The following is a 16,646-nucleotide window of genomic DNA, read 5'->3' on the forward strand; positions in this document are numbered from 1 at the left end:
GCGCCCGTCCCCTCAGTCCAGCCACATCCGCTGCAACATATGCCAGTCTTGCGGATGCCGCGCGATACCCGCCGCCAGACCGTCGGCGATCAGCTGGGTCAGCGACCGGACCCGGGTGTCCAGGGCGCCTTCTTCCGGACCCGGCACCGGCAGCGGACCCTCGATCGCCGCGCGGGCCGCATCCGGTTCGTACCACAACGAGGCCACATACAGCGGCGCTCCGGTGCGCAACGCCAGCAGAGCCGGACCGGCCGGCATCCGGGTCCGGCCGCCGAAGAAACTGACCTCCACCCCGCGGGCGGACAGGTCCCGGTCGGCCAGCAGCGGCACCACCGCCCCGGCGTTGAGCCGGTCGGTCAGCACGTCCAGGGGTGGCCGGTGACCACCGGTGGTGGGCAGGATCTCCATGCCCAGCCCTTCCCGGAAGGCCACGAACCGCTGGTAGACCGCCTCCGGCTTGAGTCGCTCGGCGACCGTGGACAGCGGCCAGCCGTTGGCCACCACCCAGGCCCCGGCCAGGTCCCAGTTGCCGGCGTGTGGCAGGGCCACCACCGCACCCCGCCCGGCGGCCACGTCGGCGGCGAGCAGCTCGGCGCCGTCCAGCCGGAAGGTGGACAGCACCTGCTCCCGGCTCAGCGAGGGCAGCCGGAAGGCCTCCATCCAGTAGCGGGCGTACGACCGCAGGCCCGCGCGGACCAGGTCGTCCAGCTCGGCCTCGGGCAGCTCCGGGCCGACCACCCGGCGCAGGTTGGCCCGCAGTCGGGTGACACCGGCGCCCCGACGACGGTGAGCCCGGTCGGCACCGGCGTTGAAGGCCGCCGCAGCCATCGGGCGGGGCAGGGCCCGGACCAGTCGCCAGCCGGCCACGTAGCCGAGTTCGGTGAGATTCACCGGCACCCCCGGGGTCGGGCTGTGCCGCTCACCCCTGGCCGCCCGGCACGTCGACCTGCTGGGCCTGCCGGTAGACGAACCGCATCCGCTGCCCCACGGTGAACAGGGACACCGCCGCCAGCAGCCACAGGGCGATCGGCAGGGCCACCGGGTGGACCAGTTCGGCCAGCAGGCCACCCACCCCGACGATCAGCAACCGCTCGGTACGTTCGGCGATGCCGACGTTGCCGCTCATGCCCAGCCCCTCGGCGCGGGCCTTGACGTACGAGACGAGTCCACCGGCGGCCAGGCAGATCAACGCGGCGGCCGTACCGGCGCGGTCCCCCTGCCCGGCCAGGTAGAACGCGACCGCGCCGAACACCGCACTGTCTGCCACCCGATCCATGCTGGAGTCCAGGAACGCGCCGAATCGGGTGGATCCGCCACTCATCCGGGCCATCGTCCCGTCGAGCATGTCGGTGAGCGCGAAGACCGTCACGATCAGCGCACCGGCGACCAGGTGGCCGCGGGCGCCGAAGCCGAGGGCGCCGACGAGCACCCCTACGGTGCCCGCGACGGTGACCGCGTTGGGGGACACGCCCGCGCGCAGGAGGCGGCGGGCAATCGGCTCGACGACGCGGGTCATCCCCGCGCGGACCGACACTTGGAAGATCTTCGCCATGGCGGTCCCACGATAACGGTCGGCCCGGCGACGGCAACAACGCCGGTCCTAGCCAAGAGGGTTGTGCCGGTCCGCCATCGGGTGTGGGATCGAGTCGAGAGGGTGACCCAGCTCACCCGACCGCCCGTTGACTGCCCGGTCCGGGGCTAACCACCGGAGGATGATCGCCGCGGAACCCCGTCCGGGCCGCATCCCGTCGCGCGCGGCGGTCGCCACCACCGGCTGAGGGAGGTGCGCCCGATGGCGCAGAAGAGTCAGGACAAGCACGCCACCGGGGTGCCGGTGGTGACGGACCCGGCGAAGATTCGCAACGTGGTGCTCGTCGGGCACTCCGGTGCGGGCAAGACCACCCTGGTCGAGGCGCTGCTGGCGGCCACCGGCACCATCTCCCGCGCCGGTTCGGTCGCCGAGGGCACCACGGTCTGCGACCACGACCCCGCGGCCGTACGCCAGCAGCGGTCGGTCGCCCTGGCCTGTGCGCCGCTGATGCACGACGGCATCAAGGTCAACCTGCTGGACACCCCCGGGTACGCCGACTTCATCGGCGAGTTGCGGGCCGGGCTGCGGGCCGCCGACGCCGCCCTGTTCGTGGTCTCCGCGGTGGACGGGATGGACGCCGCCACCGCCGCCCTGTGGGAGGAGTGCGCCGCGGTCGACATGCCCCGGGCGGTGGCGGTGGCCCGGCTGGATCATCCCCGCGCCGACTTCGACGAGGCGGTGGCGCTGTGCCAGCGGGTCTTCGGCGACAACGTGCTGCCGCTGTACCTGCCGATGCTCGGCGATGACGGGGTCTCCACCGCCGGCCTGCTGGGGCTGATCACCCGGCGGGTCTTCGACTACACGGAGGGGCTGCCCGCCCAGGTGCGTGAGCCCGACCCGGAGCACCTGCCGGCCATCACGGAGTCCCGGGACGAACTCATCGAGGGGATCATCGCCGAGAGCGAGGACGAGACCCTGATGGACCGGTACCTGGCCGGGGAGGAGATCGACCCCGCCGTCCTGGTCGAGGACCTGGAGAAGGCCGTGGCCCGGGGCCACTTCTATCCGGTGGTGCCGGTCTGCGCGGCCACCGGGGTGGGGGTGGACGCCCTGCTGGAGGTGCTGACCGCCGGTTTCCCCTCGCCGCTGGAGCACACCCTGCCCGCGGTCACCGGGGTGGACGGCTCCCCCCGGCCGCCGCTGACCTGCGACCCGGAGGGTCCCCTGGTCGCCGAGGTGGTCAAGACCACCATCGACCGGCATGTCGGCCGGGTCTGCGTGGTGCGGGTCTTCTCCGGCACCCTGCGCCCGGACCAGACGGTGCACATCGCCGGGCACGGCCTGGCCGAACGCGGCCACCCCGACCACGACGCCGACGAGCGGATCGCGCACCTGTACAGCCCGCTGGGCGCCACCCTGCGTGAGGTCGGTGCGGCGGTGGCCGGGGACATCTGCGCGATCACCAAGTCCGGCAGCGCGGAGACCGGGGACACCATCTCCGCCAAGGAGGACCCCCTGCTGATCGCCCCGTGGGAGATGCCGGAGCCGCTGCTGCCGGTGGCGATCGTGGCCCGGACCCGCTCGGATGAGGACGCCCTGGCCCGCAACCTGGCCCGCCTGGTGGCCGGCGATCCGACGATGCGGCTGGAACGCAACCCGCAGACCCACCAACTGGTGCTGTGGTGCATGGGCGAGGCGCACGCCGACGTGGTCCTGGACCGGCTGCGCGCCGGCGGGGTGGAGTTGGACACCGAGCCGGTCAAGGTGTCGTTGCGGGAGACCCTGACCGCACCGGCGACCGGGCACGGCCGGCATGTCAAGCAGTCCGGCGGGCACGGCCAGTACGCGGTCTGCGACATCGAGGTGGAGCCGCTGCCCCGGGGCGCCGGCTTCGAGTTCGTCGACCGGGTGGTCGGCGGGGCGGTCCCGCACAACTACATCCCCTCGGTGGAGAAGGGGGTACGCGCCCAGATGGAACGCGGGCTGCTCGCCGGACACCCCGTGGTGGACCTGCGGGTGACCCTGGTCGACGGCAAGGCGCACAGTGTCGACTCCTCCGACGCGGCCTTCCAGACCGCCGGGGCCCTGGCCCTGCGCGACGCCGCCGGCAAGGGCCGGCCGGTGCTGCTGGAGCCGGTCGACGAGGTGACCGTGCGGGTGCCGGACGGCAGCGTGGGCACCGTGCTGGGTGACCTGTCCGGCCGTCGGGGCCGGGTGCTGGGCACCGAGCCGGACCCGCAGGCCGAGGGGCGCAGCCTGGTCCGGGCCGAGGTGCCCGCCACGGAGCTGCTGCGCTACGCCGTCGAACTGCGGGCGATGACCGCCGGGGCGGGCACCTTCCGCCGCCGGTTCGTGCGGTACGACCCCATGCCGGAGCACCTGGCCGACCAGGTCCGCAAGGAGCACGCCTGAGGCCGGGTGGCGGGCGTACCCCGGTTAGGGCCGCCCGCCCGAGGGCCGGGACGTCAGGGGCGGGCGGTGGGGAGCATCGGGCTGGGCCAGTAGGGGCGGTCGACCGCCCGCAGGGCGGCGGCGCGCAGGGCGGCCAGTCGGTGTTCGACCTCGGCGAAGTGGTCCGGGGTCAGCGGGCCCCGGGTCAGCGCGGCGGCGTTCTCCTCCACCTGGGCCACCGTGCGGCAGCCCGGGATCGGGATGGTCCGGTCGCTGCGGGCCCAGATCCAACCCAGCGCCCCCTGGGCCAGGGTACGGCCGTCGGCGGTCAACGCCTCCCGGACGGCCTGCACCCGGCGCAGCCACTCCGGGGCGGGACGACCACCCCGGAACCACTCCAACCAGCCTGAGGTCATGCCCCGGATGTCGTCGTGGGGCAGGATCGAGGCGGGGTGGTACTTGCCGGTGAGCAGCCCCATGCCCAGCGGCCCCCGGTTGACGCTGGCCAGGTCGTACTTCTCGCACAGGTCGAGCAGTTCCGGGGCGTCGCGCAGCACCGACAGGCTGTGCAGGACGGCGGCGGCGTGCGGGGCGTCGCCGAAGGCGGCGGCCCGGTCGGTGCGGTCGGTGCTCCAGCCGTACGCCCGGATCAGGCCCTCGGTGACCAGGTCCTCCAGGGTGCCGATCAGGGCCTGGGCCCGGGCCACCGGCAGGTCGGCCAGGTGCAGTTGATACAGGTCGATCCGGTCGGTGCCCAGCCGCCGCAGCGAGGCCCGGACGGCCCGGTGCAGGTAGGCCGGTGAGGGGTCCGTACCGGTGGCCTGCCGGGTCTGCTCGTCGAAGGTGTAGCCCCACTTGGTGGCGATGACCGCCGCGTCCCGCCGCCGGGCCAGGGCCCGCCCCAGGAGGCGCTCGCCGTGCCCGGCACCGTAGGTGTCCGCGGTGTCGAACAGGGTCACCCCCAGGTCCAGGGCCCGGCGGATCGCCCGTACCGACTCGGCGTCGTCGACCGCCCCCCAGCCCAGGGGGGTACGCCCCTCCGCCCAGGGACCGGCTATCGCCCAGCAGCCCATGCCCAGGGCGCTGACCCCGATGCCGCTGCGACCCAGCGTCCGTCTCGACTCCGCCACCGGCGCATCGTGCCATCCCAAGGGCGGTGCTGGGCAGATATTCATCACGATCATCCGTACGAGGGACCGGGCCACGCGGATCAATCCGCCGCGGAAAGCACCCGGTTCGGCCACGGCGAGTGGCCGGCGTCGGATATCCGTCTTAGGTAGATCTTCTATGGACGGTCCTTTACTCTGCACCTTCGCCCGCCCGACGCTCTCTTTCTAGCCAGTGAAACGGAGAATCATGGAAGCGAACGAAGGCGACCCGGGCGAACGTGGTGAGGACAAGTCCAATGCCATGGTTCGCTTCTTCCAGGACATGACCGTCAAGGTCGTCCGAGATGGGGTCGGCCCGATCACCGGATCGGTCACCTACGCACAGGACCGGCTCAGCAAGGCCCTCCCGGCCACAGAGGGCTCGATCATCGACTCCGATGGCCAAGCCCTAGACGGTAAGGCGCGGGAAGCAGCAGTCGAGCGGGTGATCGATCGACTGATCATGGAGTCGGTGGCAGCGTCTTCGACGAACGGGTTCGTCACTGGCCTGGGCGGTTTCGTGGCCATGCCCGTCACGATCCCCGCGAACATCGCCGGGTCACTGGTGATCAACGCTCGACTCGTCGGGTCGATCGCGCACCTGCGGGGCTACGACATCTCGGACCCGCACGTCCAGACCATCATCATGCTCACCACGGCAGGCGGGACGCTGGCGAGCAGCCTCCACGGGGTCGGGGTCAAGATCGGAACGAAGCTGACCGCGCAAATGATCAAGGCGATCCCGGTCACTGCCATCCGACAGATCAACGCGCGAGTCGGCTTCGCGCTCCTCGCCAAGTACGGGACGCAGCGGTCCGTGATCACCTTGGCCAAGGGCATCCCGATCGCCGGTGGCCTCGTCGGTGCCGGGGTGGATGCCACCCTGACCGCTCTGGTCGGTAAGGCAGCCAAGGCGAACTTCCCGGCATCCATCTGACGCCACCCCGGTCCTCCGGGGGAGGGCAGTCCGACCAGCGACGGCTGCCGTGCTGACCGCCGGAACCGGAGAGGGTGGAGGGTCCAGGACTGCCGGGCTAGCCCGCTGAGTCGGCCTTGAGCCCGGTCAGGAAACCGGCCCAGGCGGAGGCGTCGAAGGTGAGCATCGGGCCGCTGCGGTCCTTGGTGTCCCGGACATCCACCGCACCGCCACCGAACCGCACCTCGACGCAGTTGGCGTTGTTGGAGCTACGGGAGGACTTGAACCAGCCCTCCCCGGAGCTGTACGACGAGGTCACGTCATCTCCTTGGCGATCTGGCGGATCAGGTCGAGCGAGTCTTCCGAGCCTAACGCCCGCTCGCGCGCCTCGGCGAAGGTGACCTGATAGTCGGTGACCCGGGTGGACTGGTCGATGATGTCGATGGAGGTCAGCACCTCCTGCCAGACCAGGTCGGGCAGCCGGGGAGACGGAAACGACAGGATCTGGAAGGAGCCGCCCAGCGCCGGGTGCGCTCCGGCGGCGAAGGGCAGCACGCGGATCTCGAACTGCTCTGGTCGCTCGACCGCCAGCCGCACCAGGTGGTCAAGCTGCTCGCTCATCACGGCGGGGCCGCCGACCTGCTGGCGTAGTGCGCCCTCGCCGAGCAGCGCCGTCATTCGGAGCGGGTTCTCGTTGTGCAGTCGCGCCTGCCTGGCCATCCGCGCCGCCACCCGCCGCTCCACCTCGGTCAGGCGGATGGTCGTCGTCCCTCCGGCGATGACCGCGCGGGCGTACTGCTCGGTCTGCAACAGGCCGTGCACCAGCTCGTTGTCGTAGAAGCGGATGTGCTCGGCACCGGCCTCGTAGCCGAGGAAGCGGATGAACTCGGCCGGAAAGAGCTGGCCGTACTCGTGCCACCACGCGCGTCGACTGGCGCCCAGGCGCAGCTCCTCCAGCTCGGCCGCCTCCTCCGGCTCCAGTTCGTAGACCTCGATGATCCGAGCGAGGCGGGAGGCAGGGAGCTTCACCCGTCCCGACTCCACTCCCGAGACGTACGCCTGGATGATGCCGATGGCGCGACCAGCCGCCGCTGCGGTCAGACCGACCTCCTCGCGGCGCTGGCGCAGCCGCATTCCCAGCTCCCACGCCTGCACGACCGGCGACTGTCCTGGCTGGACCGGCGACTGACGCACACCCGAGGGCCTTGCGGACGGCACGGACATCTACGACCTCCCACTCTGACGAGGATGGCTCCCAGTATTCTCGTCGTGACACTTGATATCAAGCTTTGTCAGGTGCATCCTCATCTAAGTTTCGGACAACGAGTGGGAGGAGGCGGCATGTCGAGTGCGGTCATGTGGATATCCCGGGAGCCGGAGGTGCGGTACGCCCTGTCGCTCTGCCGAGTGGTCGACCCGGGCACCCGCGACGAGCGGTACGACCTGCTCGGAGTCATCCAGGTGCCGGCCAGCGAGCGGGATCCCGACACGCTGCGCGATCAACTCCGGCGGTGGGCGCTGGCCACCCTGGCGACCGGCGGCTACGGCTTCGGGCGCTACTACGCGAGCTACTCCACCCTCGACGAGGACGACGAACCCCACAGATCCATCGCGGACGACGACATCAACTGGTCCGGCACCCAACTCCTGGTCCCCGCCGAACCCCCGACTGATGACTGAGCCGTCAATGACAACACCTGGATCCTGCTTGACCAGCAGCCGCAATCGAACATATGTTCGATCAATGACCCTTGTCGGGAAGACTGGCCAGCAGCAGTCGTCGGGTTGGCCGAGCCGTGCGGGCAGGCCAGGGCCTACCATCGTGCGCATGGACACGGCGACGATCGAGCGGGCCGCCTTGGTGGCCCTCCTCCGCCGTCCCCAGGCTCGCTGGTCGGAGACGGCCCTGGACATCCAGGAGAACGGCAGCGCCAAGGCCGTCCTCGACCGCACAGTCGGCCAATCTGACACCCTCTTCCCAGACACGGATTCGACGGCCAAACTGGTCGACGCTGCCGCCGCCGAGATCGCCGACTGGCAGCGGGAAGGGATCGGCGTCCACGCCTTCTTCGACGCCACCTATCCCGCCCAACTGCTCGGCATCCGTGAGATGCCACCACTCCTGTTCAGCCGAGGCGACCTACGGGTCTATGACCGGGCGGTCGCCGTCGTCGGCAGCCGCAAGGCAAGCAGGGACGGACTACGCATCGCCCAAGCGGTCGCCACCACCCTGGCGGGGCGTGGGATGACCGTGGTCAGCGGGCTCGCCGCCGGCATCGACACTGCCGCACACACCGCCGCCCTGGAGGCGGGAGGACCCACCGCCGCCGTCATCGGCACCGGAATCCGCCGGCACTACCCCGCAGACAACCAACGCCTCCAGGACCACATCGCCGACGTCGGGTTGGTGATCTCCCAGTTCTGGCCCGATGCCCCGCCGAGCCGCCAGAGTTTCCCCATGCGCAACGCCGTCATGAGCGGATATGCAGTCGCCACTGTTGTCGTTGAGGCAGGCGAGACCAGCGGAGCGCGCATTCAGGCCCGACTCGCCCTCCAGCACGGCCGCCCCGTGGTTCTCACGAATCAGGTCATGCAGTGCGACTGGGCCAAGGCGTTCGCCGAAAACCCCGGAGTCTACGTCGTCCACGGCACAGCGCAGTTGTTGGAAGCCGTCGATGACATCCTCAGCTACCAACCCACCGAAGCCGGCCTGGAGAACTTCCCTGACTTCGCACTCCACTGACCATCGCTGGAGCATCATCCGCTGATACGTCGAAGTTCAGCGCGGCTGCCTACGCAATCCGCTGCCGGCGTACCCCTGGATCTGCCCCACCTGCCGCGGGGTTCGGCGTGAGCGCACCGGTCCACTGGAGCGGCTCACCTGAATCTGACGGGCCGGTCAGCTGGGCCAGGCGCGCAGGAGCAGGTCGCGGGTGTCGCCGAGCAGTTGCGGCAGGACCTTGGTGCGGCCGATCACCGGCATGAAGTTGGCGTCGCCGCCCCACCGGGGCACCACGTGCTGGTGCAGGTGGGCGGCGATGCCCGCCCCGGCCACCCCGCCCTGGTTCATCCCCAGGTTGAAGCCGTGGGCGTTGCTGACCTTGCGGATCACCCGCATGGCGGTCTGGGTGAAGGAGGCCAGCTCGATGGTCTCCGGCCCGTCCAGGTCGGTGTAGTCGGCCACGTGCCGGTAGGGGCAGACCAGCAGGTGACCCGGGTTGTACGGGTACAGGTTGAGCACCACGAAGACGTGCTCGCCCCGGGCCACCACCAGGCTCTCCTCCTGGGATCGGCCGGGGGCCAGGCAGAAGGGGCAGCCGGAGGGCTTCTCGTAGCCCCCCTCGGGCCGGTCCTCACCGGAGATGTAGGTCATCCGGTGGGGGGTCCAGAGCCGGTCCAGCCCGTCTGCCATGTCCCTGTCGGTGTGCTGCTCGTCCGCCCCAGTCACACGGCGATCCTACGTACCGCGTGGGGGCGGTCCGCCACCCGCACCGTGCGGTATCCGGTGACCGCGGCCGGCGATGAGGTCCGTTCGCAGATGGAAACCAGGATTTATTGACGATTACATCGACATCGGTAAAACTTTCAGTCCCCTCACCTCGAAGATCCTCGATTTGGAGCTGCTGTGGAACGACGTACCGTCCGGCACCGTCTGGGGCGTGCCCTCACCGCCTGCGTACTGGCCGCGCTGGCCAGCCTGGCGGCGGTGGCCGCCACCGGCACCCCCGCCCAGGCCGACGCCTGCTACACCTGGGGTCGAACCCTCTCCTCCGGCATGACCGGCGAGGACGTACGCCAGTTGCAGATCCGGGTCTCCGGCTACCCCGGCTACGGCGCGGTGCTGACCCTGGACGGGGCGTACGGCCCGGCCACCCGGTCGGCGGTGATCCGCTTCCAGCAGGCCTACGGGCTGGCCGCCGACGGGGTGGCCGGTGCCCAGACCTTCAACCAGATCTACGCCCTGCAGGACCCGGACTGCACCCCGGTCAGCTTCAGCTACGCCGAGTGGAACCGGTGCAACAGCGACTGGTCCGGCGGCGCGGTCTCGGCCAGCACGGCACGCTTCAACGCCCTGGTCTCGATGTGGAAGCTCCAGGCGATGCGCCGGGCCATGGGCAACTCACCGCTCTATTTGAGCAGCGGATTCCGCAGCTACTCCTGCAACAGCGCGGTCGGCGGCGCCGGCAACAGCCGGCACCTCTACGGCGACGGGATCGACCTGGTCGGGTCGCACTCCTTCTGCGCGCTGGCCCAGCAGGCCCGCAACCACGGGTTCACCAACATCCTCGGCCCGGGATACCCCGGACACAACGACCACACCCACCTGGGCACGTCGCCCAGCCGGTCCTGGTCGGCACCGAGCTGCGGGATCTGAGGCACCCACGCGACGGCGGCCCCACCGAAGGAGGGGGCCGCCGTCGTGGCGGGTCAGGCGGCCGAGGGGCCGACGTTGGTGCGGGACTTGACCACGTCCAGGACGTGGGTCACCGCCTCGGCCAACGGCACCCCGTTGCGCTGCGAGCCGTCCCGGTAGCGGAAGGAGACCGTGCCGGCGGCCACGTCGTCGTCCCCGGCGATCACCATGAAGGGGATCTTCTGCTGCTGGGCGGTACGGATCTTCTTCTGCATCCGGTCGTCACCGGCGTCGACCTGGGCCCGGATGCCCTCGGCGCGCAGCGCGGCGACGAAGCCGTGCAGGTAGTCCGCGTGGTCGTCACGGATCGGGATGCCGACCACCTGCACCGGGGCCAGCCAGGCCGGGAAGGCACCGGCGTAGTGCTCGGTGAGCACCCCGAAGAACCGCTCGATCGAGCCGAACAGGGCCCGGTGGATCATCACCGGCCGCTGCCGGGTGCCGTCAGCCGCCTGGTACTCCAGGTTGAAGCGCTCCGGCAGGTTGAAGTCGACCTGGATGGTGGACATCTGCCAGGTCCGGCCGATGGCGTCCTTGACCTGCACGGAGATCTTCGGGCCGTAGAAGGCCGCCCCGCCCGGGTCCGGCACCAGGGCCAGGCCGGACTCCTCGGCGGCCGAGCGCAGGGCCTCGGTGGCCCGGTCCCAGTTCTCGTCCGTGCCGACCGACTTCTCCGGGTTACGGGTGGACAACTCCAGGTAGAAGTCGTCCAGGCCGTAGTCACGCAGCAGTTCCAGCACGAAGGCCAGCAGCGACTTCAGCTCGCCGGCCATCTGCTCCTCGGTGCAGAAGATGTGCGCGTCGTCCTGGGTCATGCCGCGTACCCGGGTCAGGCCGTGCACCACCCCGGACTTCTCGTACCGGTAGACCGTGCCGAACTCGAACATCCGCAGCGGCAGTTCCCGGTAGGAGCGCCCCCGGGAGCGGAAGATCAGGTCGTGCATCGGGCAGTTCATCGGCTTGAGGTAGTAGCTGACCCCCTCCATCTCCATGGGGGGGAACATGCCGTCGGCGTACCAGTCCAGGTGCCCGGAGACCTCGTACAGGTGGCCCTTGGTGATGTGCGGGGTGTTGACGAACTCGTACCCGGCCTGCTCGTGCTTGAGCCGCGAGTAGTTCTCCATCTCCCGGCGGATGACGCCGCCCTTGGGGTGGAAGACCGCCAGGCCGGAGCCCAGCTCGTCCGGGAAGCTGAACAGGTCCAGGTCCGCGCCGAGCTTGCGGTGGTCGCGCCGGGCGGCCTCCTCCAGCAGCTTCAGGTACGCCTTCAGCTCGTCGCGGGTCGGCCAGGCGGTGCCGTACACCCGCTGCAACTGCGGATTCTTCTCACTGCCCCGCCAGTACGCGGCGGCCGAACGCATCAGCTTGAACGCACCGATCAGCCGGGTGTTCGGCAGGTGCGGGCCCCGGCACAGGTCCGACCAGCAGACCTTGTCCTCGTTGGCGGCCAGGTTGTCGTAGATGGTCAGCTCGCCGCCGCCGACCTCCATCACCTCGGAGGAGTCCAGCCCCTCACCCTTGACGTCGATCAGTTCCAGCTTGAACGGCTCGGCGGCCAGCTCGGTCTTGGCCTCGTCCAGGCTGTCGAACCGGCGGCGGCGGAACCGCTGCCCGGACTTGATGATCTCCTGCATCCGCTTCTCGAGCTTGGCCAGGTCGTCCGGCTGGAACGGCTTGTCGACCGAGAAGTCGTAGTAGAAGCCGTTGTCGATCGGCGGGCCGATGCCGAGCTTGGCCTCCGGGAAGATGTCCTGCACCGCCTGGGCCAGCACATGCGCGGTCGAGTGCCGCAGCACGTTCAGCCCGTCCGGGGAGTTGAGGGCCACCGGCTCGACGACGGTGTCCTCGGCCGGGCTCCAGTCCAGGTCGCGCAGCGTCCCCTGGGGGTCGCGGACCACCACGATCGCCTTGGGCCCGCTGGTGGGCAGTTCGGCGGCGGCCACCGCGTCGGCCGCCGTCGTCCCGGCGGCGACGACGACGGGGTCGGCCACGGCGGGGTTACGGGGTGCGGACACGGGAGACTCCTCGCAGCAGATGTGACGGTAGGTGCCGATCTCGGCTCCCTGTGATGCTATCGGTCGCCCCGCAGGCGAGCGCCGCCGATACCGGCCGGGGGCCCGTTGCCCCGGCCGGAACCGGGGCCGGCCGTCGTTGAACCTTTCCGGCCCGGCATCCGAACTACCTGATGTGACCGGAGTCGGTTCCGGTCCTGGGACAGGGATGGGGACCCGGATGGCGAGGACGTGCGGTGGAGGCCGTCGACGCCGGGGCGGGCCGGTCGCCGTACTGGTCACCGCCCTGGTGCTGCTCTGGCCGACGGCGGCCTGGGCCGACGGGGTGAGCTTCACCCCGACCGAGGCGCAGCAGGGCAACTCCGTGAAGATGGAGTTCACCGTGCCGGACGAACGGCCGGGGGTGCGTACCGAGCGCATCGAGATCCGGATGCCGGTGGACCCGCCGATCGCGGAGGTGTATCCGCTGTCGGTGCCCGGCTGGGCGCCGACCATCACCCCCCGCAGGCTCCAGGTGCCGGTGGCCGGCCTGCACGGTCCGCCCACCGATGTCGTCACGGCCGCCCTGACCTGGACCCGGGCCCCCGGTCCGGCGGAGGCCGGGCCGGCCCGGCTGGCCTTCTCGATGGCTCCCCTGCCCCAGGCCGAGCAGGTGACCTTCGAGCTGACCCAGACCTACGCCGACGGGATCCAGGTGCACTGGGGTGCCGGGCCCGGTCAGCGTCCGCTGCCGCCGCTGACCCTGACCCCGGGCGATCCGGCCTACCCCGCGCACGGTGGACACGGTGCCGCCCCGACCGCAGGGTCGGCCGCCCCGGGCGACACCGGTCCGAACGCCAACAGTCTGCTCGCCGCCGGTCTGGTCGCCGGTCTGGGTGGCGGCGCGGTGGTGGGCTGGCTGATCAGCCGGCGCCGTCGCGGCGACACCATCGACCGCTCGGTGCTCTCCGAGGACCCGGCGGCACCGGCCGCCGAGCGGGAAGGCCCGGAGCAGGCGACGGCACCGGCCGCCGAGCGGGAGCAGCCGGCCCGCGCCGGGCACTGAGCCGACCCGGGTCAGTCGACCCAGTCGGGTAGCGGTTCCCGGGCCGCCAGCCAGTCGTTGGGAACCCCGCCGGGGGTACCCACGGAGGTGTATCCGGCCACCACCCCGCCGACGATGGCGGCCGTGGTGTCCACGTCCCCGCCCGCCTCGACACAGGCCCGCACCGCCGAGGGGTAGTCCGCCAGGTGGGTGGCGGCCACCCAGAGGGTGAAGGCCACGGTGTCCTGGGCGGTGACCCGGGCGCCGTTGCCGAGGGCCGCCACCACCTCGGCCAGGGGACGGCCGAGCAGCCCAACCGCCCGGCGTACCCCCTGGTGCACCTCGGTCGCCGGGTCCAGGGCGGCGGCCACCGCGGCCAGCAACCGGGCCGGGGCGGGGCGGTCCCCGTCCAGGCGGGCCCGGGCGGCCAACGAGGCGGCCACGGCCACCGCCACCGCACCGGCGATGCCCTCCGGGTGGGCGTGGGTCACCTCGGCGGAGGCCCGCGCCTGGGCGGCGGCCCGGTGGGTGGAGTCGGCGAACCAGGCCCCCAGGGGGGCTACCCGCATCGCCGCGCCGTTGCCGCAGGAGCCCTGCCCGTCGAAGGCGGAGGCGGCGGCGACCGGCCAGGGGGTGCCGGTACGGATCAACCGCAGGATGCGCACCGCACCCGGGCCGTAACCCCGGTACGGTTCGCACCGCTGGGCGAAGTCGACCGCCAGGGTGTCCCGGTCGATGGTGCCGGCCTGGGCCAGTGCCGTCAGTACCGAGCAGGCCATCTCGGTGTCGTCGGTCCACTGCCAGGGCGGTGGCGGGAGCAGACCGGCCGCCAGGTCCCCGGGGGCCCGGCCGGGTACGAAGAACTGGGAGCCCAGGGCGTCGCCGACCGACAGGCCGGCGAGACTGTCCCGGGCCAGCATCAGTCGGGTGTCCGGATAGAGGGTGAAGGTCATCGTTGGACCAGCTTGGCGGGTTCCGGGGTGGGCCGCAACAACGCCCGGTGCGTCGCGCCGAGTACCGTGCTGGGGTGGCCACCGTCCTCCTGGTCGAAGACGATCACGTCGTACGCGGCGCGATGCTTCGTTCCCTCACCGATCGGGGCCACGCGGTGCACGCGGTGGGCACCGCCCTGGACGCCCTGCGTCGGGTCGCCGCGGAGGCACCTGACCTCGTCGTGCTGGATCTGGGGCTGCCGGATCTGGACGGCTCGGACGCCCTGCGGATGTTGCGCGGCATCACGGACGTGCCGGTCATCATCGCCACCGCCCGAGACGACGAGCAGTCCGTGGTGCGGCTGTTGCGCGCCGGGGCGGACGACTACATGGTCAAGCCCTTCACCGGGGCCCACCTGGACGCCCGGATCACCAGCGTGCTGCGCCGGGTGGGGCGGGCCAGCCGGGCGGAGCAGCCGGTGGTGCTGACCGTCGGTGGCCTGCGGGTTGACCTCGGCGAACGCAGCGCGCAGCTGGACGGGGTGGCCCTGGCGCTGACCCGAAAGGAATTCGACCTGCTGGCGTATCTCGCCGCCCGCCCGGGCCGGGTAGTGTCCCGGCGGGAGCTCTTGGAGGAGGTATGGCGGCAGCCATCGGTCGGCGAGGATCAGACAATCGACGTTCACCTGTACTGGCTACGGCGCAAAATGGGCGAGTCCGCGGCGAGACCGCGCTACCTGCGCACCGTGCGGGGGGTGGGCTTTCGGCTGGTCGCCCCGGACTGAGGCGGTCGCTGGCCCTGCTGACGGCCGGGATGGGGGCCCTGCTGGCGCTGACCTTCCTGGTGCCGCTGGGGCTGACCCTGGGCGCGCAGGCCCGGGAGGAGGCGATCGCCGACGCGGCCCGACGCAGCGCCCTGGTGACCGGGGCCCTGGCGGTGAGCACGAAACCCGAGGTGGTGGCCCGGGCGATCGACGCCAGTGGCGACGATCCGGCGACCCGCCCGGTCGTGCACGGCCTGGAAGACGTCCCCTCGGCCGGACGCGCCGAGGCCGGGCAGTTGGCGCAGGCCCGCTCCGAGCGGCGGTCCCTGGTGCTGGAGGTCGACGGGGGCGTGCTGCGGCTGGATCCGGTGGTGCTGGCCGACCGTACCGCCGTGGTGGAGGTCTTCGTCTCCGACTCCGCCCTGGACGAGGGCGCCGGCAACCGGTGGCTGCTGCTGGCCGGGGTGGCCGTGGCCCTGGTGGGCGCCGCCGTGCTGGTGGTGGACCGGGTGGCCGCCCGGGCGGTGGACGCCACCCGGGATCTGGTCAAGGCGGCCCTGGCGGTGAGCGACGGCGACCTGGGGGTACGGGTCGAACCCAGCGGCCCCCGGGAGCTAGCCGAGGCGGGCCACGCCTTCAACCGGATGGCGGAGCGTTTCGTCGCGGCCCGCACGGAGGAACGGGAACTCGTGGCGGATCTGTCGCACCGGCTGCGTACCCCCCTGACGGTGTTGCGCCTGGATGCCGAGGCCCTGGAGTCCGACGACACCAGCGTGGGATCGTTCAGCCAGGCGGAGCTGGATCACCGGCGGGGGATCCGGCGGATCCGGCAGGCGATCGTCACCCTGGAGGGTGAGATCGACACCCTGATCAAGACCACCCGCAAAGCGGTGGCCACCGAGGCCGGTCCGGCCATGTGTGATGTGAGCGAGGTGGTCCGGGAGCGGATGGTCTTCTGGGCCGCCCTGGCCGGTGACCAGAACCGCCCGTACCGGGTGATCGGGGCCCAGTTGCGGATCCCCGCGCCGGTGCCCCGGGCGGAGCTGGCCGCCGCCCTGGACGCGGTGATCGGCAACGTGTTCCGCTACACCCCGCAGGGCACCGCCTTCGAGGTGGCGGTCTCCCGGCGCGACGGGTACGTGGCCATCCGGATCGATGACGCCGGGCCGGGCATCGCCGACGCGGACCGGGCCCTGCGCCGGGGTGCCAGCGACCAGGGTTCCACCGGTCTGGGGTTGGACATCGCCAAGCGGGTGGCCTTGCAGGCCAACGGTTCGGTGAGCATCGACCGGGCGCGGCTGGGCGGGGCCAGCGTGGTGATGCTGCTGGCCGACCCGGAGGCGACCCCCCGGCAGGTCAGCCGGTTCGGCCTGGTGGGCCGGATGGCCCGGGAGCAGAAGAGCAGTGGACGCCGGTGGCCCCGGCAGCGTCCTACGGACAGCTGAATCGCCCGGAAGATCCGGGGATGACCGTTCGGTTTGTGCCCCGGCGCAAGTCTTCCTTAGATCCGGATT

General features: G+C 71.4%; 16 protein-coding genes. 8 read left to right on the forward strand and 8 right to left on the reverse strand.

Annotated features, from left to right (window positions below; all coding sequences use genetic code 11):
* Positions 1-12 precede the first annotated feature (12 nt).
* Both ABZ795_RS15390 and pgsA read right to left on the reverse strand, forming a co-directional pair.
* The gene (locus ABZ795_RS15390) at positions 13-891 is read right to left on the reverse strand and encodes a phosphatidylinositol mannoside acyltransferase (protein ID WP_357530799.1); all 879 of its coding nucleotides are present in this window, start codon (positions 889-891) and stop codon (positions 13-15) included.
* Positions 892-919: 28 nt separating this feature from the next.
* Complete coding sequence (gene pgsA, locus ABZ795_RS15395) at positions 920-1,552, reverse strand: phosphatidylinositol phosphate synthase (RefSeq protein ID WP_357530800.1); 633 nt, start codon at positions 1,550-1,552, stop codon at positions 920-922.
* A gap of 240 nt (positions 1,553-1,792) precedes the next feature.
* On the opposite strand from pgsA, the gene ABZ795_RS15400 reads away from it, so the two are divergent.
* Positions 1,793-3,943: an elongation factor G-like protein EF-G2 gene (locus ABZ795_RS15400; RefSeq protein WP_357530801.1), complete on the forward strand. Its 2,151-nt coding sequence runs from the start codon at positions 1,793-1,795 to the stop codon at positions 3,941-3,943.
* Positions 3,944-3,996: 53 nt separating this feature from the next.
* Here the strand turns inward: ABZ795_RS15400 and ABZ795_RS15405 are convergent, their stop codons facing one another.
* Positions 3,997-4,995 (reverse strand): aldo/keto reductase, encoded by a 999-nt coding sequence (locus ABZ795_RS15405; RefSeq protein WP_357530880.1) that lies wholly within the window; start codon positions 4,993-4,995, stop codon positions 3,997-3,999.
* A gap of 283 nt (positions 4,996-5,278) precedes the next feature.
* Here ABZ795_RS15405 and ABZ795_RS15410 point away from each other — a divergent pair, with 283 nt between their 5' ends.
* Positions 5,279-6,007, forward strand: a complete 729-nt coding sequence (locus tag ABZ795_RS15410) for an EcsC family protein (RefSeq protein ID WP_327026826.1) — start codon at positions 5,279-5,281, stop codon at positions 6,005-6,007.
* A gap of 97 nt (positions 6,008-6,104) precedes the next feature.
* On the opposite strand, the gene ABZ795_RS15415 is transcribed toward ABZ795_RS15410, so the two are convergent.
* Together ABZ795_RS15415 and ABZ795_RS15420 are read right to left on the reverse strand one after the other, a co-directional pair.
* On the reverse strand, positions 6,105-6,305 hold the full coding sequence (locus ABZ795_RS15415) for a DUF397 domain-containing protein (protein WP_327026827.1): 201 nt from the start codon (positions 6,303-6,305) through the stop codon (positions 6,105-6,107).
* Entirely contained in the window at positions 6,302-7,141 is an 840-nt protein-coding gene (locus tag ABZ795_RS15420; protein ID WP_357530802.1) for a DUF5753 domain-containing protein, read from the reverse strand. Before ABZ795_RS15420 ends, ABZ795_RS15415 begins: the two co-directional genes overlap by 4 nt.
* A 186-nt stretch (positions 7,142-7,327) precedes the next feature.
* Here ABZ795_RS15420 and ABZ795_RS15425 point away from each other — a divergent pair, with 186 nt between their 5' ends.
* The gene (locus ABZ795_RS15425) at positions 7,328-7,666 is read left to right on the forward strand and encodes a hypothetical protein (protein WP_357530803.1); all 339 of its coding nucleotides are present in this window, start codon (positions 7,328-7,330) and stop codon (positions 7,664-7,666) included.
* A gap of 148 nt (positions 7,667-7,814) precedes the next feature.
* On the forward strand, positions 7,815-8,729 hold the full coding sequence (locus ABZ795_RS15430; RefSeq protein ID WP_357530804.1) for a DNA-processing protein DprA: 915 nt from the start codon (positions 7,815-7,817) through the stop codon (positions 8,727-8,729).
* Positions 8,730-8,885: 156 nt separating this feature from the next.
* On the opposite strand, the gene ABZ795_RS15435 is transcribed toward ABZ795_RS15430, so the two are convergent.
* Positions 8,886-9,398 (reverse strand): HIT domain-containing protein, encoded by a 513-nt coding sequence (locus tag ABZ795_RS15435; protein ID WP_357530881.1) that lies wholly within the window; start codon positions 9,396-9,398, stop codon positions 8,886-8,888.
* Positions 9,399-9,611: 213 nt separating this feature from the next.
* Between ABZ795_RS15435 and ABZ795_RS15440 the strand changes: the two genes are divergently transcribed.
* Positions 9,612-10,361, forward strand: a complete 750-nt coding sequence (locus tag ABZ795_RS15440; RefSeq protein ID WP_357530805.1) for a D-Ala-D-Ala carboxypeptidase family metallohydrolase — start codon at positions 9,612-9,614, stop codon at positions 10,359-10,361.
* A gap of 53 nt (positions 10,362-10,414) precedes the next feature.
* Here the strand turns inward: ABZ795_RS15440 and thrS are convergent, their stop codons facing one another.
* Positions 10,415-12,415, reverse strand: a complete 2,001-nt coding sequence (gene thrS / locus ABZ795_RS15445) for a threonine--tRNA ligase (protein ID WP_357530806.1) — start codon at positions 12,413-12,415, stop codon at positions 10,415-10,417.
* A gap of 217 nt (positions 12,416-12,632) precedes the next feature.
* Between thrS and ABZ795_RS15450 the strand changes: the two genes are divergently transcribed.
* Complete coding sequence (locus ABZ795_RS15450) at positions 12,633-13,457, forward strand: DUF1775 domain-containing protein (protein WP_357530807.1); 825 nt, start codon at positions 12,633-12,635, stop codon at positions 13,455-13,457.
* A gap of 11 nt (positions 13,458-13,468) precedes the next feature.
* Here the strand turns inward: ABZ795_RS15450 and ABZ795_RS15455 are convergent, their stop codons facing one another.
* Entirely contained in the window at positions 13,469-14,389 is a 921-nt protein-coding gene (locus ABZ795_RS15455) for an ADP-ribosylglycohydrolase family protein (protein ID WP_357530808.1), read from the reverse strand.
* A gap of 74 nt (positions 14,390-14,463) precedes the next feature.
* Here ABZ795_RS15455 and ABZ795_RS15460 point away from each other — a divergent pair, with 74 nt between their 5' ends.
* Entirely contained in the window at positions 14,464-15,153 is a 690-nt protein-coding gene (locus tag ABZ795_RS15460) for a response regulator transcription factor (RefSeq protein WP_357530809.1), read from the forward strand.
* A 29-nt stretch (positions 15,154-15,182) separates the two neighbouring features.
* Positions 15,183-16,577 (forward strand): HAMP domain-containing sensor histidine kinase, encoded by a 1,395-nt coding sequence (locus ABZ795_RS15465; protein WP_357530810.1) that lies wholly within the window; start codon positions 15,183-15,185, stop codon positions 16,575-16,577.
* The last annotated feature ends 69 nt before the right edge of the window (positions 16,578-16,646 follow it).

Origin of the sequence: Micromonospora sp. NPDC047134, assembly GCF_040643455.1 — a bacterium.
Taxonomy (GTDB): domain Bacteria; phylum Actinomycetota; class Actinomycetes; order Mycobacteriales; family Micromonosporaceae; genus Micromonospora.

What these genes read in the sequence shown, in the direction of transcription:
- ABZ795_RS15450 (WP_357530807.1), top strand. Translation starts at nt 12,633, where the DNA reads ATGGCGAGGACGTGCGGTGGAGGCCGTCGACGCCGGGGCGGGCCGGTC.
- ABZ795_RS15410 (WP_327026826.1), top strand. Translation starts at nt 5,279, where the DNA reads ATGGAAGCGAACGAAGGCGACCCGGGCGAACGTGGTGAGGACAAGTCC.
- ABZ795_RS15430 (WP_357530804.1), top strand. Translation starts at nt 7,815, where the DNA reads ATGGACACGGCGACGATCGAGCGGGCCGCCTTGGTGGCCCTCCTCCGC.
- ABZ795_RS15465 (WP_357530810.1), top strand. Translation starts at nt 15,183, where the DNA reads ATGGGGGCCCTGCTGGCGCTGACCTTCCTGGTGCCGCTGGGGCTGACC.
- ABZ795_RS15455 (WP_357530808.1), bottom strand. Translation starts at nt 14,389, where the DNA reads ATGACCTTCACCCTCTATCCGGACACCCGACTGATGCTGGCCCGGGAC.
- ABZ795_RS15435 (WP_357530881.1), bottom strand. Translation starts at nt 9,398, where the DNA reads ATGGCAGACGGGCTGGACCGGCTCTGGACCCCCCACCGGATGACCTAC.
- ABZ795_RS15400 (WP_357530801.1), top strand. Translation starts at nt 1,793, where the DNA reads ATGGCGCAGAAGAGTCAGGACAAGCACGCCACCGGGGTGCCGGTGGTG.
- ABZ795_RS15425 (WP_357530803.1), top strand. Translation starts at nt 7,328, where the DNA reads ATGTCGAGTGCGGTCATGTGGATATCCCGGGAGCCGGAGGTGCGGTAC.
- ABZ795_RS15405 (WP_357530880.1), bottom strand. Translation starts at nt 4,995, where the DNA reads ATGGGCTGCTGGGCGATAGCCGGTCCCTGGGCGGAGGGGCGTACCCCC.
- pgsA (WP_357530800.1), bottom strand. Translation starts at nt 1,552, where the DNA reads ATGGCGAAGATCTTCCAAGTGTCGGTCCGCGCGGGGATGACCCGCGTC.